The following is a 13,627-nucleotide window of genomic DNA, read 5'->3' as shown; positions in this document are numbered from 1 at the left end:
TGACAATGCAGTGATGGAGAACTTCTTTGGCATCCTCAAAAGCGAGATGTTTCATCGAACGAAATTCAGCAGCGTCGACCAGTTACAGCTCGCGATCACAAGCTACATCGAATACTATAATTGCAAGCGCATTAAATCGAGGCTGAAGGGCCTGAGTCCTGTGAAGTACAGGATTCGGTACGCGATCAGCTAGTTATCCTCGCTGTCCAACATTTGGGTGGCACTTCAGTCCTGCGGACCTGACCCCATCTTAGCCATTTACACGCCGCGGCCCAAGGTCCAGGGTCAGGTCCGTCGGACCTGACCCTGGGTTTGTCGCCGCAGCCTGATTCTTTTGATACGAAAATGTTGCAACCGCACATTAAATTTTGTAGGCATCGCGCCACAATCCGACGATACTATGCGCGCCGCCGCAACCATCGTAGTTGGGGTGCCGAAATCTTAACCGAAAATTAATACTACGGAACAACAAAATGGACATGCAACTCCAACCCTACACCCAGACTCGCTCATTCATGACGATCTGGATGATCGAACTGTGGGAGCGCTTCGGCTACTACGGCATGCAGGCGCTGATCGTGTACTACATGGTCCAGCGCATGGGCTTCGAAGACAGCCGCGCCAACCTGGTGTGGAGCGCCGCCGCCGCCCTGATCTACGTCGCGCCGGCAATCGGCGGCTGGATCGGCGACAAGGTGCTCGGCACCAAGCGCTGCATGTTCATCGGCGCGATCATCCTGTCGATCGGCTACGGCCTGATGGCGGTGCCGGCCCAGGACACCCGCTTCCTGTTCGTCGCGCTCGGCGTCATCGTCGTCGGCAACGGCCTGTTCAAGCCGAACACCGCCAACCTGGTGCGCAAGATCTATGAAGGCGACGACTCGAAGATCGACAGCGCCTTCACGATGTACTACATGGCCGTCAACGTCGGCTCCACCGTGTCGATGCTGGCCACGCCGTGGATCAAGGACTACGTCAACGCCACCTACGGCAATGAACTCGGCTGGCATGCCGCCTTCGCTTTCTGCAGCGTCGGCCTGGTGGTCGGCATCCTGAGCGGCCTGATGATGCGCGCCACTATCGGCCACATCGGCTCGCCGCCGGACGCCGAGCCGCTCAACGTCGGCAAGCTGATGATGGTGCTGGCCGGCGGCGCCGTCGCCGTCGTCGCCTCGGTCGTCATCCTCGAATACCAGAGCATCGCGCGCGCCTTCGTGTACATCGCCGGCTTCGTCGTTCTGGGCATCTTCGTCTACCTGATCAACAAGAGCGAAGTGAGCGAGCGCGCCGGCCTGATCGCCGCACTGGTGCTGACCCTGCAGACCGTGTTCTTCTTCATCTTCTACCAGCAGATGTCGACCTCGCTGTCGCTGTTCGCCCTGCGTAACGTGGACCTCGAATTCAACGTGCTCGGCGCCCACCTGTGGACCTGGTCGCCGGCGCAGTTCCAGGCGCTCAACGCGATCTGGATCATGGTGCTGAGCCCTGTGCTGGCCTGGGTATACACGCGCGCCGGCAAGAGCGGCACGGACCTGTCGATCGCCGGCAAATTCGCGCTCGGTTTCGCCGTCGTCGCGCTGGGCTTCTTCACCTACGGCGTCGCCGGCCAGTTCGCCGTCAATGGCCTGACCTCGTCGTGGATCATGATCGCCGGCTATGGCCTGTATTCGCTGGGCGAGCTGCTGGTCTCGGGCCTCGGCCTGGCGATGATGGCGCGCTACGTGCCGGCGCGCATGGGCGGCTTCATGATGGGCGCCTATTTCGTCGCATCGGGTATCTCGCAGTACCTGGGCGGCGTGGTGGCCAATTACGCCAGCGTGCCGAAAGACGTCACCGATCCGCTGCTCACGCTGCCGATCTACACCAGCCTGTTCAACAAGCTGGGCTTCGCCGCGATCGCCTGCACCCTGATCGCGCTGGCCGCGCTGCCGCTGATGCGCCGGCTGACCGCGACCCACCATTCGCACAGCTGATCGCATGTTGCCGGTATTGACCACGGCGCGCATGCGGCTCGAGCCAATCGGCGATGCGCACTTTGACGGCCTGTTCGCCCTGAACAGCGATCCGGCCGTCATGCGCTACATCACCGGCAAGCCGGATACCCGCGCGGACACCCACGCCGCGATTGAGCGCGTCAAGGCCGCGTGGGCACGGTTCGGCTATTCCTGGTGGGCCTTCATCGAGCAGTCCAGCGGAGAAATGATCGGCATGGGCTGCGTCCAGCACCTGGGCCGCGATGCGGCCAACCCGCTGGAACTCGGCTGGCGCCTGCGCGCCGACCGATGGGGCCAGGGCTATGCGTCCGAGGCCGCGCGTCGTCTGGCCGCCTTCGCGTTCGAGGAAACCGACGCCGGCCTGGTCACCGCGGTCTGCCATCCCGAGAACCGCAAGTCGGCCCTGGTGATGGAACGCCTGGGCATGCGCTTTCGCGGCGAGGAGACGTGGTACCAGATGACCACCCTGGCCTACGAAATCACCCGCGCCGAATGGCTGGCCCGCCAGGGCGAGCGCTGAACGCTATCGCCGCGTTCAATAAATACAATACTTGCTCTGAAGACCCCCGCTCCCACGTTCTACCGACGAGGGAGCGGCGATCCGCGCACGACCGCCGCAAGCGGTTTATGATAGAGGATTCGTTACTGCCGCGCCGTTAAACCATGCACCTCGCATGACACCACAGGAGCTAGTGATGACCCGCAAGACCCCTATCGAACGCTATCGAAACATCGGCATCAGCGCGCACATCGACGCCGGCAAGACCACCACGACCGAGCGCATCCTGTTCTACACCGGTGTCAATCACAAGATCGGCGAAGTGCACAACGGCGCGGCCACGATGGACTGGATGGAGCAGGAGCAGGAGCGCGGCATCACCATCACCTCGGCGGCGACCACCGCGTTCTGGCGCGGCATGGCCGGCAATTTCCCCGAGCACCGCATCAACATCATCGATACCCCGGGCCACGTCGACTTCACCATCGAAGTCGAGCGCTCGATGCGCGTGCTGGACGGCGCCGTGATGGTCTACGACGCGGTCGGCGGCGTGCAGCCGCAGTCCGAGACGGTGTGGCGCCAGGCGAACAAGTACGCCGTGCCGCGCATCGCCTTCATCAACAAGATGGACCGCGTGGGCGCCGACTTTTTCCGCGTGCGCAAGCAGATCCTCGAGCGCCTCAAGGGCGTCGCCGTGCCGATCCAGATCCCGCTCGGCACCGAGGACGACTTCCACGGCGTGGTCGACCTGGTCAAGATGCGCGCGATCCGCTGGGACGACGCCAGCCAGGGAGTCAAGTTCGCCTACGAGGACATTCCGGCCGAGCTGAAGGCCAGCGCGCAGGAGTGGCACGACCAGATGGTCGAAGCGGCGGCCGAAGCGACGCCCGAGCTGACCGAGAAGTACCTGAACGGCGAAGCCCTGAGCGAAGACGAGATCAGGCAGGGCCTGCGCATGCGCACGATCCGAAACGAGATCGTGCCGATGCTGGCCGGCAGCGCCTTCAAGAACCGCGGCGTGCAGGCGATGCTCGACGCAGTGGTCGACTATTTGCCGTCGCCGCTGGACATTCCCGCGATCGCCGGCCACGACGAGCAGGACCGCGTGATCGAGCGCCATCCGTCCGACGACGATCCGTTCGCCGCGCTGGCCTTCAAAATCATGACCGATCCCTTCGTCGGCCAGCTGACGTTCTTCCGCGTGTATTCGGGCGTGGTCAATTCCGGCGACACCGTCTACAACCCGACCAAGGGGCAGCGCGAGCGGCTGGGACGCATTTTGCAGATGCACGCCAACGAGCGCAAGGAGATCAAGGAAGTGTACTGCGGCGACATCGCGGCGGCGGTCGGGCTCAAAGGCGTCACGACCGGCGACACGCTTAGTTCACCCGATCACGTGATCGTGCTGGAGAAGATGGTGTTCCCGGAACCGGTGATCTCGCAGGCGGTCGAGCCGAAGACCAAGGCCGACCAGGAGAAGATGGGCGTCGCGCTGCAGCGGCTGGCGCAGGAGGACCCGTCGTTCCGCGTGCACACCGACGAAGAATCGGGCCAGACGATCATGTCCGGCATGGGCGAGCTGCACCTCGAGATCCTGGTCGACCGGATGCGCCGCGAGTTCGGCGTCGAAGCGACGGTCGGCAAGCCGCAGGTGGCCTACCGCGAGACCATCCACAAGCGGGCGGTCGACGTCGAGGGCAAGTTCATCAAGCAGTCGGGCGGGCGAGGGCAGTACGGCCACGTGGTGCTCACGCTGGAGCCTACGCCGCCCGGTACCGGCTATGAGTTCGTCGACGCCATCAAGGGCGGCGTGGTGCCGCGCGAATTCATCCCGGCGGTGGACAAGGGCGTGCAGGAGAGCCTGCGCAGCGGCGTGCTGGCCGGTTATCCCGTGGTCGACGTGAAAGCCACGCTGACCTTCGGTTCGTACCACGACGTCGATTCGAACGAAAACGCGTTCAAGATGGCCGGCTCGATTGCCTTCAAGGACGCGATGCGGCGCGGCGACCCGGTGCTGCTGGAGCCGATGATGCAGGTCGAAGTCGAGACGCCCGAGGACTTCATGGGCAACGTGATGGGCGACCTGACGGCGCGGCGCGGCATGGTGCAGGGGATGGACGAGATCCCTGGTGGCGGCGGCAAGCTGATTGCAGCATTGGTGCCGCTGGCCGAAATGTTCGGCTACTCGACCACCTTGCGCTCGCTGACCCAGGGGAGGGCGACCTACACGATGGAGTTCAAGCACTACGCCGCGGTGCCGAAGCACATCCTCGACCAGGTAGCCGGCGCCAAGGCCCGCCATTAGCAGCCGCGAAAGGGGTCTGGTCCTGCGGACCTGACCCCATGTGGGATCTACGCCGGCGCCAGCTCGTCTTCCAGCGCATGCACGCGCACCGCCCACAGCACCCCGGCGATCAGCAGCACGATCGCCGCCACTTCCATGGCGCGCGGCATGCGCTGCTGATAGATGAAACCGTACAGCAGTGCGAACAGCGTCTCGAATAAGATCAGCTGGCCGGACAGGGTCACCGGCACGCGCCGGCTGGCGACATTCCACAACTGGTTGCCGATCACCGATGCGCCCAGCGCGAGCAGGCCATTGACGATCCAGAACAGCGTCCAGTCGCGGCCACTTGCCACGCCTGCGGCGCCAGTGACGTCGCCATGCCACAGGGCGAAGGCGACCGCGCCGATCAGCAGCGCAATCAGCGCGCTCGAAATGCCGTACAGCGCCGACCATTCGGCGCTGCTGAAATGAGGATTGCGCTTCAGGAAGCGGGCATTGTCGATCGCGTACCAGGTCCAGCAGAACAGGGCGCCGGCCGCGCTGAGGACGCCGAGAAAGGTGCGCGCCAGGTCGGATCCGGCGGCGCTCGCGTGGGTGAACACATCGACGTTGATGCAGGCGATGCCGGTGCCGACCGTCAGCAGCGGCAGCGCCATCTGCCGCAGCGGCGCGGCGCCGTGGTCCTTATGTCCAAACAGGGTGACGGTAATCGGCAGCAAGCCGATGATCAGCGAGGTGGGTGCGACACCGGCCAGCTTGACGCCAAGCGCGAGCAGCATGTAGTACAGGATGTTGCCCGACAAGGCGTGCCGCAGCAGCGCCGTGTAATCGCTGCGCTCCAGCCTTCGCAGCAGGCCGGGCAAGCGCGGCAGCATCAGCGAGGCGGCGATCAGGCCGTACGCGATGTAGCGGCCAACCGCCATTTCGAGCGGCGAGAACGCCGACAGTACTTCGGGCGCGATGAACACCATGCCCCACAGCGCCCCGGCCAGCAGGCCGCACATAATTCCATTCCACATGCAGGTTGTTTTCGGTTGGTGCGAGGGACGTCAGTGTCTCACAGCCGGCGTTGCCATGCTGCCGGCGCATGCAGACAGGTACGGTCCCATTCAGTACGCCTCCCGCAATGATCCTGTCCCGGGCCGAGCGCGATCGTGTACCGCCGGCGGCGATGGCGACGCAGGCCACGCTGACGCTGGCGTCGGTGCCATCAACGCGGCGCAAGCGCTGCGCCAGGGCGCCAGTCGGCGCCGGCGAGGCTCAGCGTGCGCACCTTGACGCGGCGGTTGCCGGCATTGCGCAAGCTGACGCACGCCTCGTTGGCGGCGACGCGGGTCGCGCAGCTTTTCCAGCGCAGCGCGGTCTGCACCGGAACCGACGGCGCGATCAGCACCGGCAGGTTGTAGCGCATGCGGAACTGGCACGGGATTGATCAGAACCTGGGCCGTGAGGGAATCGCTGGCCAGGAAGCAGGCCAGCGGGGCGGCCACGCCCACGAGCGCGCATACAGCCGCGGCGCCGCCGGCGAAAGGAGGCTGGCGCGATGGTGAATGCGGCGGCGGGCTTACGCGACCTTTCCGAAACCCTCGCCGATCCGGTACTTGCTGCGCCGGTCTCCCATCAGCGTGCGCAGCTCGGCAATCGCCATGCCGGTCACCTCGTGGGCGCGAATCAGCAGCGAGGCGCCGATCGGCAGACGCTGGTGGCGGATCTTGCTGATCAGCGGGGGCGAGATTCCCAACTGTCGGCACAGGGCCGCATCGTTTTTTGCTTTCAGGCGTGCCGACAACTGATCGACAAAGTGGTTCGGATCGTACTGCAGCGGTGCGGACTCGGCTGCGTCTAATCTCTTCATGTTCATCTCCCTGTTAAAGACTTCACGGTAAGTCTCGGCGTCGCCGATGACAACAAGAATATATGCAAAACGGATAATGAAACACTTTCGTTGTAAGGATGATACGATAATTCACCTTGTTGTGTTGTCACGACGGATACTCACAAAATCTCACCAGCTTGTGCTTATTCATGGAAATGCGGTTCTATACTGACGGTATGGCAAGAGGTGAAATTGCATGGAAAACATAGATTTAATATAACAACGAAGTTGCTTCGTTAATATTAAAAATGAGTGACAAGCGGTGCTCAGCCGCAATAAAGCGAGACGCGATGAACACATTCTCCCAGGAAAATCAGACGCCGTGGAATGGCGTCGAACGCCGGCTCAACGGCACTTCTCCCCACCGGGTTGCCATCCTGTGCGATAAAGTTCGCCTGCCGCGCGCGCCGTCCACGGCGTTCGTGGGGCCCCGGTCGTCCGACCACCGCGAACTTCCCGCAGCGCCAGCGCGTCCGGCTGCTTTTTGAACGCACCGCAGCGCCACGCCATTCTTGGAAGCTCGCATGGGCTTCGACATGCTGGGCCACATCACCACCGAAGCGGCGCTGCCAAATGACGGCGCCTACCTCCGTGGGCACCTGGGATCTTGCGTCGATCGCGCCTAGGGAGCGGCTGAAGGCAATCGGCACCACCCACATGCCGCGCATCCTCGCAAAGTGACCGGCATTTTTTTGCGGTGAATGTGGTCCAACGCACTTACTGCGCGAGGACGCGTGGATACGCTGGCGACATCGGAGTTGTCACCACGGAGGAAGCCATGCCAACCGGAGCCAGTCCCAAGCGCGAGCGCGAATACAAGGAAATCAAGGCCAAGATCAAGGAAGAAGGGCGCTACAAGGGCCGCGAGGAAGAGGTAGCGGCGCGGATCGTCAACAAGCAGCGCGCCGAGCACGGCGAGACCAAGACCGCCAGCCACCGCACGGATAGCCGGCAGTCAGCCTCGAAGGGGAGTAGCTCCCGTTCGGGCGGCCAGGGCGGCACCCACGCACAGCATGTCGCGGCGGGCCGTCAAAGCCACAAGAACAAGTAGCGATCAAGTATTCACGCTGCGGCTTCCTCGATCACCCCGTTGGCGATGAAGCCGTCGATGTCGGCGTCGCCGTAGCCGTACTCGCGCAGCAGTTCGCGCGAATGCTCGCCCAGCATCGGCGCCGGCCGGTCGATGCGCGTCGGCGTCTTCGAGAAGTGGATCGGGCAGCCGAGCGCCTTGGTGGCCCCGGCCTGCGGATGCACAAGGTCCACCACCATCCCGCGCGCCAGGGTCTGCTCGTGCGACAGCGCCTCGCCGACCGTATTGACCGGCCCGACCGGCACGCCCGCCGCATCGAGCACGGCGATCCACTCCGCCTTGGTGCGCGTCGCGACCACTGCGTTCATCGACTCCACCAGCACCTGCATGTTTTCCATGCGCGCCGAATTGGTCGCGTAGCGCGGATCGTCCAGCCACTCCGGATGGCCGAGCGCATGCGCGATGCGCTCCCAGTTGCCCTGGTTGGCGCCGCCGATGTTGACCCAGCCGTCGCTGGCCTGGAACGCCTGGTAGGGCGCCGTCAGCAAATGCGCGGACCCGGTCGGACCAGGCGATTCGCGGGTGGCGAAGTAGATCGCCGCCTGCCAGTAGGTCTGCTGAATCGCCGCCTCGATCAGCGAGGTGTCGACCACCTGGCCTTCGCCGGTCTTCAGCTTGTGCACATAGGCCGCCGTGATGCCCGCCACCGCCAGGATGCCGGCGTTGATGTCGGCGATCGAGTTGCCGGTCTTGGCGGGCGGGCGTCCCGGTTCGCCAGTGACCGACATCAGGCCGGAGAAGCCTTGCGCGATCAGGTCGAAGCCTGGTTTGTCGCCCATCGGTCCATCGCGCCCATAGCCGGAGACGGCGCAGTAGATCAGGCCCGGATTGACGGCGCTCAGGACGTCGTAGCCGAGGCCCAGCTTTTCGAGCGTGCCGCGGCGGTAGTTTTCGGTCAGGACGTCGGCGTCCTTCACCATGCGCAGCAGGATCTGGCGCCCCTGTTCGGTCTTCAGGTTGATCGCGATGCCGCGCTTGTTCCGGTTCAGGATCATGAACGGTGCCGATACGCCGTTGACGCGTGGCTCGCGGTATGCGCGCGCGTCGTCGCCGCCGGGAAGCTTCTCGACCTTGACGACGTCGGCGCCCATATCGGCGAGCATCATGCCGCAGGTAGGGCCGGCCATGATCTGCGCCAGTTCCAGTACGCGCATGCCCGCGAGGGGGCCTGTGTGTTTCTTCATGTGCCGCTCCATTCTGGTCGGGCCTTGGCGAGGAAGGCTTCCACGCCGGCGCGAAAATCGCGGCTGCCGTAGGCGGTCCGGATCAGGTCCTCGCCGTGCGGCAGGCCTTCGTTGGCGATCCGGCAGATCGCTTCCTTCGAGACCCGCATCGTCAGCGGCGCGTGGCCGGCCAGGCGCTTGCACAGGCGCGCGGCCGCGGCTTCCAGTTCGCCTGGCTCGGCGATCTCGGTGACGAAGGAGCAGGATTTCGCTTCTTCGGCGCCGATGGTTTCGGCCAGCATCAGCATGCGCTTGGCGCGCGGCAGGCCGAACGCGGCCACCACCCGCGCCGTGTTCGACATCGACAGGCAGTTGCCCAGCGTGCGCGCGATCGGCACGCCGAACGAAGCGGATGGCGTGGCGATGCGGAAGTCGCAGGCGGCGCTGATCGCCAGTCCGCCGCCGATTGCCCAGCCCTCGACTATGGCGATGGTCGGCATTGGCAGGCGCTCGATCTGGCCGATGCGCATGTCGATCACCTTTTCGTAGGCGACGCCGTCGTCGGCGGTGCGGAAATCGCGGAACTGCTCGATGTCGGTGCCGGCCACGAAGGCTTCGCCGCCGGCGCCGCGGATCGTCGCGACCTTGATCGCCGGGTCCGCGGCCAGCCGCTCGCAGATCTCGCCAAGCTGCTCGTACATCGCCCAGGTCATCGCGTTGCGCGCGGCTGGACGATCGATCAGGATGGCGGCGACGCCGTCGTTGATGGTGAGATGGACCTTGCCGTTGTTGTCGCTCATTTCCTCGCTCCGTTCAAAGGCGGGGTCAGGTCCGGCGGACCTGACCCCATTTGTCACGCCAACGCTTGCTGCAGCACGCGCGCCACGTGGATGGCTTCGCGCTGGGCGCCGTCGGCGATCTGGTGGCGGCAGCTGGTGCCGTCGGCCACCAGCAAGGTGCCGTGCGCCGCCGCGCGGATCGCCGGCAGCAAAGCCGCTTCGGCCATCTGCATCGACACGTCGTAGTGCGCGGCGTCGTAGCCAAAACTGCCGGCCATGCCGCAGCAGCTCGATTCGATCAGGTCCACCTTCAGTCCGGGGATCAGCCCCAGCACGGTCTGGATCGGCCGCACCGCGTCGAACGCCTTCTGGTGGCAATGGCCGTGCAACAGCGCGTGCGTCGCCGGCAGCGCCTTGAGCGCCAGCTGCAGGCGCCCGGCGCCGTGTTCGCGCGCCAGGAACTCCTCGAACAGGAAAGCTTGCGCACTGAGCGCGTCGGCGTCCGCGCCCAGACCCATGACGAGAAACTCGTCGCGCAGGGTCAGCAGGCAGGAAGGTTCGAGGCCGACGATCGGCACGCCGCGCGCGACGAAGGGCCGCATCGCTTCGATCACGCGGCTCGCTTCCGCCCTGGCTTCGTCCACCAGCCCGCTGGCGAGGTAGGTGCGGCCGCAGCACAGAGGTCTTGTGTCGCCATCCGCGGGGTGTGCGACGTGGACCTTGTAGCCTGCCGCTTCCAGCACATGCAAGGCCGCGTGCGCATTCTCGGAGTCGAAATAGCGGTTGAAGGTGTCGGCGAACAGCACCACGTCGGCCAGTTCGGGCGGAACGCCGGTGGAGTTGAACGTATCGCCGCGCCATGCCGGCAGCGTGCGGCGCGCGGAAAAGCCCAGCAGCTTTTCGGACAGGCGCGCGGCGCCCGGCAATGTGTCGCGCAGGTTGGCCAGCCACGGCATGCGCGCGGCCATCGGCGCCCAGCGCGGCAGGTGGGCGATCAGCTTGTCCTTGAGGCTCAGGCCGTGCTTCCTCTGCCAGTGGTAGAGGAATTCGGTCTTCATGCGCGCCATGTCCACGCCGGTCGGGCAATCGCGCTTGCAGCCCTTGCAGCTGACGCACAGGTCCATCGTGTCCTTCATGGCATCCGACGTGAATCCATCGGGGCCGAGCTGTCCCGACAGGGCCAGGCGCAGCGTGTTGGCGCGCCCGCGCGTCAGGTGCTGCTCGTCCTTCGTCACGCGGTAGCTCGGGCACATGGTGCCAGCGTCGAATTTGCGGCAGTGGCCATTGTTGTTGCACATGTCGACCGCCTTGGCGAAGCCGCCGGCCGGATCGCCGCCGGTGCCGGGCGCAGACACCTGTTCGGTCGCCGGGTCGGCCTGCACGTTCCAGGCCGACCAGTCGAGCGCCGGCGCAATCGCCATCGGTTCGTAGCCGGGCTTGTAACGGAACAGGGAGCTGTCGTCCATGCGCGTGGTGCGCACGATTTTCCCGGGATTCATCAGGCCGGCCGGGTCGAACAGGTCCTTGATCTCTTCGAAGGCGCGTACGAGGCGCGGACCGAACTGCCACGCGACCCATTCGCTGCGTACCAGCCCGTCGCCATGCTCGCCGGAGAACGCGCCCTTGTACTGGCGCACCAGCGCGCCGGCTTCTTCGGCGATGGCGCGCATCTTGTGGGCGCCGCCGCGGCGCATGTCGAGGATGGGCCGCACGTGCAGCGTGCCGACGGAGGCGTGGGCGTACCAGGTGCCGCGCGTGCCGTGGCGCTCGAAGACTTCGGTCAGGCGGCTGGTGTATTCGGCCAGGTGCTCCAGCGGCACCGCGCAGTCTTCGATGAAGGACACCGGCTTGCCGTCTCCGCGCATGCTCATCATGATGTTCAGGCCAGCCTTGCGCACTTCCCACAGCGCCCTCTGGGCGGCGGCGTCGGTCATCTCGACCACGCTGCCCGGCAGGCCGAGGTGGGCCATCAGCTCGACCAGCTTGCGCAGGCTGGCCAACTGCTCGTCGCGCGACTCGCCGGCAAATTCGACCAGCAGGATGGCCTCCGGCTCGCCGGTCAGCGCCTTGTCGATCACCGGGCGGAACGCCGGATTGCCGCGCGCGAGGTCGATCATCGTGCGGTCGACCAGCTCGACCGCGCACGGACCGAGCGTGACGATGTGGCGCGTCATGTCCATCGCCTGGTGAAAGGTCGGGAAGTTGATGACGCCGAGCGTCTTGTGCTTCGGCAGCGGCTGCAGGCGCAGCGTGATGCGGCGCGTGACGGCCAGCGTGCCTTCGCTGCCGACCAGCAGGTGCGCCAGGTTGACGCTCCCGTCAGTGGTGTAAGGCCGCTCGCTCTGCGGATGCCAGATGTCGATGTTGTAGCCGCCGACACGGCGCATGACCTTCGGCACCATGCGTTCGATTTCCTCGTGCTCGCGCGCGGCAAGGGCGCGCAGGCCGGCCACCAGCGAGCGCACGCGCTCCGGCGCATCGGCCATCGACAGCTCGTCGCCGAAACGCGCTTCGGTGCCGTCGGACAGGATGGCGTCGATGGCGGCGACGTTGTGCACCATGTTGCCGTAGGCGATAGAGCGCGAGCCGCAGGAGTTGTTGCCGGCCATGCCGCCGATCGTGCATTGTGCGGCAGTGCTGACGTCGACCGGGAACCAGAGGCCGTGCGGCTTGAGCCAGGCGTTCAGGTGATCGAGCACGAGCCCCGGTTGCACCGTTACCGTCAGCGCCCGCGCATCGAAATCGGTGACCTGGTTCAGGTATTTGCTGTTGTCGATGACCAGCGCCGCGCCGACGGTCTGGCCGCACTGGCTGGTGCCGGCGCCGCGCGAGAGGATGGGCACGCGCAGTTCGCGCGCGATGGCCATCGCCCGCTTCACGTCTTCCTCGGTGCGCGGCACGAACACGCCGACCGGCTCGACCTGGTAGATCGAGGCGTCGGTGGAGTAGCGCCCGCGCGAGGCGGCGTCGAACAGCACCTCGCCGCCGGTCTCGGCGCGCAGCCGCCGCGCCAGGTCTTGCGCATTCATGCGGGAGGCGAGGACATCGCTCAACTGGACCGGGGCGGGGGCTGGGGCGTTCATGGGCTAGGGCGTGGCCTTGGCTGGGCGCAGGTCGGCGAGGACCGTGTCGCGCTTGGTTTGGAGGTGATGCTCGAGGATGTGGCGCAAGGCGGCGCCGTCGCGCCGGTCAAGCGCTTCGAGCATGGCGCTGTGCTCTTTCATTGCGGCGTCCCACTTGTCCTGGTTGAAGTTGGAGCGAAAGCGCAGGTTCTGGATGCGCGCGTTCATCTGCTGGTAGGTGGTGGTCAGCACCGCGTTGCCGGCGGCCGCGTTGATGCGGTCGTGGATCTCGTGATTGATCTTGTAGTATGCGGCCAGGTCGCGCCGCGCATGCGCCGCCTGCATCTCGTAATGCAGCGCGCGGATCTCGGTGACTTCTGCGTCGGTGATGCGCTCGCACGCCAGCTGGCCGTTCAGGCCTTCGAGCGCGCCCATCACTTCGAAGGTTTGCGCGACGTCGTCGGCCGACAGTTCGGCGACGGCGGCGCCGCGGTTCGGCAGCAGTTCGACCAGGCCTTCTCCGGCCAGCACCTTGAATGCTTCACGCAGCGGCGTGCGAGAGACCATCAGCTGTTCGCACAGAACACGTTCGTTGAGCCGGGTTCCCGGCGCCAGCGTGCCTTCGGTGATCATCTCGCGCAGGCGCGCGGTGACGGCGGACGCGAGTCCCTGGCGGTCGATGGGGATCGCCTGGAGGGTTGGATCTGAGCTGATCACGTCCATTTGTATATGATGTCGGTTAGTTGTATTTTAGGCTATAAAACGGAAAGGTCAAGTAAATCAACGACTTAGTTTTTCTTATGCATGGAGCCAACTGCAAATATTGCTTGACTTGAATTCGTTTAAGTATATTGTATGCAAAAACGTCGTTGTTGGT

The 13,627-nt window shown here is 65.1% G+C and carries 13 protein-coding genes; 6 read left to right on the top strand and 7 right to left on the bottom strand.

The annotated features are described in order from the left end of the window. The 4 genes from AC1D02_RS12280 to fusA all read left to right on the top strand — a co-directional run. Positions 1–193 (top strand): IS3 family transposase (locus AC1D02_RS12280; protein ID WP_477317141.1); only part of this gene is annotated, 193 nt, incomplete at its 5' end. Positions 194–479: 286 nt separating this feature from the next. Next, a complete protein-coding gene (locus tag AC1D02_RS12275) occupies positions 480–1,973 on the top strand; it encodes a peptide MFS transporter (protein WP_477317166.1) in 1,494 nt (497 codons plus the stop codon). Between the two features lie 4 nt (positions 1,974–1,977). Further along, positions 1,978–2,514, top strand: coding sequence for a GNAT family N-acetyltransferase (locus tag AC1D02_RS12270; protein ID WP_477317139.1), 537 nt, complete (start codon positions 1,978–1,980; stop codon positions 2,512–2,514). 175 nt (positions 2,515–2,689) lie between these two features. Next, positions 2,690–4,798: an elongation factor G gene (gene fusA, locus AC1D02_RS12265; RefSeq protein WP_477317137.1), complete on the top strand. Its 2,109-nt coding sequence runs from the start codon at positions 2,690–2,692 to the stop codon at positions 4,796–4,798. 47 nt (positions 4,799–4,845) lie between these two features. Here fusA and AC1D02_RS12260 read toward each other — a convergent pair whose 3' ends face one another. From AC1D02_RS12260 to AC1D02_RS12250, 3 genes are all read right to left on the bottom strand, one after another. After that, entirely contained in the window at positions 4,846–5,799 is a 954-nt protein-coding gene (locus AC1D02_RS12260) for a DMT family transporter (RefSeq protein WP_477317135.1), read from the bottom strand. A 191-nt stretch (positions 5,800–5,990) separates the two neighbouring features. Further along, positions 5,991–6,191: a hypothetical protein gene (locus tag AC1D02_RS12255; protein WP_477317133.1), complete on the bottom strand. Its 201-nt coding sequence runs from the start codon at positions 6,189–6,191 to the stop codon at positions 5,991–5,993. Between the two features lie 153 nt (positions 6,192–6,344). Continuing rightward, positions 6,345–6,635 carry a hypothetical protein gene (locus AC1D02_RS12250; RefSeq protein WP_477317131.1) on the bottom strand — a complete coding sequence of 97 codons (291 nt, stop codon included), beginning with the start codon at positions 6,633–6,635 and terminating at the stop codon, positions 6,345–6,347. A 311-nt stretch (positions 6,636–6,946) separates the two neighbouring features. On the opposite strand from AC1D02_RS12250, the gene AC1D02_RS12245 reads away from it, so the two are divergent. Then, the gene (locus AC1D02_RS12245) at positions 6,947–7,144 is read left to right on the top strand and encodes a hypothetical protein (RefSeq protein ID WP_477317129.1); all 198 of its coding nucleotides are present in this window, start codon (positions 6,947–6,949) and stop codon (positions 7,142–7,144) included. A gap of 290 nt (positions 7,145–7,434) precedes the next feature. Then, positions 7,435–7,707: a hypothetical protein gene (locus AC1D02_RS12240; protein ID WP_477317127.1), complete on the top strand. Its 273-nt coding sequence runs from the start codon at positions 7,435–7,437 to the stop codon at positions 7,705–7,707. Positions 7,708–7,718: 11 nt separating this feature from the next. Here AC1D02_RS12240 and AC1D02_RS12235 read toward each other — a convergent pair whose 3' ends face one another. From AC1D02_RS12235 to AC1D02_RS12220, 4 genes are read right to left on the bottom strand one after another with little or no spacing between them, the layout of a single operon-like run. Further along, positions 7,719–8,930, bottom strand: a complete 1,212-nt coding sequence (locus AC1D02_RS12235; protein ID WP_477317125.1) for a CaiB/BaiF CoA transferase family protein — start codon at positions 8,928–8,930, stop codon at positions 7,719–7,721. Then, a complete protein-coding gene (locus AC1D02_RS12230; protein ID WP_477317123.1) occupies positions 8,927–9,709 on the bottom strand; it encodes an enoyl-CoA hydratase/isomerase family protein in 783 nt (260 codons plus the stop codon). The genes AC1D02_RS12235 and AC1D02_RS12230 overlap by 4 nt, the downstream gene beginning before the upstream one ends. Before the next feature lie 53 nt (positions 9,710–9,762). Continuing rightward, positions 9,763–12,771 carry an FAD-binding and (Fe-S)-binding domain-containing protein gene (locus AC1D02_RS12225; protein ID WP_477317121.1) on the bottom strand — a complete coding sequence of 1,003 codons (3,009 nt, stop codon included), beginning with the start codon at positions 12,769–12,771 and terminating at the stop codon, positions 9,763–9,765. A 3-nt stretch (positions 12,772–12,774) separates the two neighbouring features. Then, positions 12,775–13,464, bottom strand: a complete 690-nt coding sequence (locus AC1D02_RS12220) for a GntR family transcriptional regulator (RefSeq protein WP_477317165.1) — start codon at positions 13,462–13,464, stop codon at positions 12,775–12,777. Between the last annotated feature and the right edge of the window lie 163 nt (positions 13,465–13,627).

This window comes from Massilia sp. P1_C10, from assembly GCF_056406475.1.
Note: the sequence above shows the minus strand (reverse complement) of the source record. Positions and strands in the feature narration are given on the sequence as shown.

Excerpts from the sequence above, each read along its gene's own strand:
- AC1D02_RS12240 (WP_477317127.1), top strand. The coding sequence starts at position 7,435 with ATGCCAACCGGAGCCAGTCCCAAGCGCGAGCGCGAATACAAGGAAATC.
- AC1D02_RS12255 (WP_477317133.1), bottom strand. The coding sequence starts at position 6,191 with ATGCGCTACAACCTGCCGGTGCTGATCGCGCCGTCGGTTCCGGTGCAG.
- AC1D02_RS12270 (WP_477317139.1), top strand. The coding sequence starts at position 1,978 with ATGTTGCCGGTATTGACCACGGCGCGCATGCGGCTCGAGCCAATCGGC.
- fusA (WP_477317137.1), top strand. The coding sequence starts at position 2,690 with ATGACCCGCAAGACCCCTATCGAACGCTATCGAAACATCGGCATCAGC.
- AC1D02_RS12225 (WP_477317121.1), bottom strand. The coding sequence starts at position 12,771 with ATGAACGCCCCAGCCCCCGCCCCGGTCCAGTTGAGCGATGTCCTCGCC.
- AC1D02_RS12250 (WP_477317131.1), bottom strand. The coding sequence starts at position 6,635 with ATGAAGAGATTAGACGCAGCCGAGTCCGCACCGCTGCAGTACGATCCG.
- AC1D02_RS12230 (WP_477317123.1), bottom strand. The coding sequence starts at position 9,709 with ATGAGCGACAACAACGGCAAGGTCCATCTCACCATCAACGACGGCGTC.
- AC1D02_RS12235 (WP_477317125.1), bottom strand. The coding sequence starts at position 8,930 with ATGAAGAAACACACAGGCCCCCTCGCGGGCATGCGCGTACTGGAACTG.
- AC1D02_RS12260 (WP_477317135.1), bottom strand. The coding sequence starts at position 5,799 with ATGTGGAATGGAATTATGTGCGGCCTGCTGGCCGGGGCGCTGTGGGGC.
- AC1D02_RS12245 (WP_477317129.1), top strand. The coding sequence starts at position 6,947 with ATGAACACATTCTCCCAGGAAAATCAGACGCCGTGGAATGGCGTCGAA.
- AC1D02_RS12275 (WP_477317166.1), top strand. The coding sequence starts at position 480 with ATGCAACTCCAACCCTACACCCAGACTCGCTCATTCATGACGATCTGG.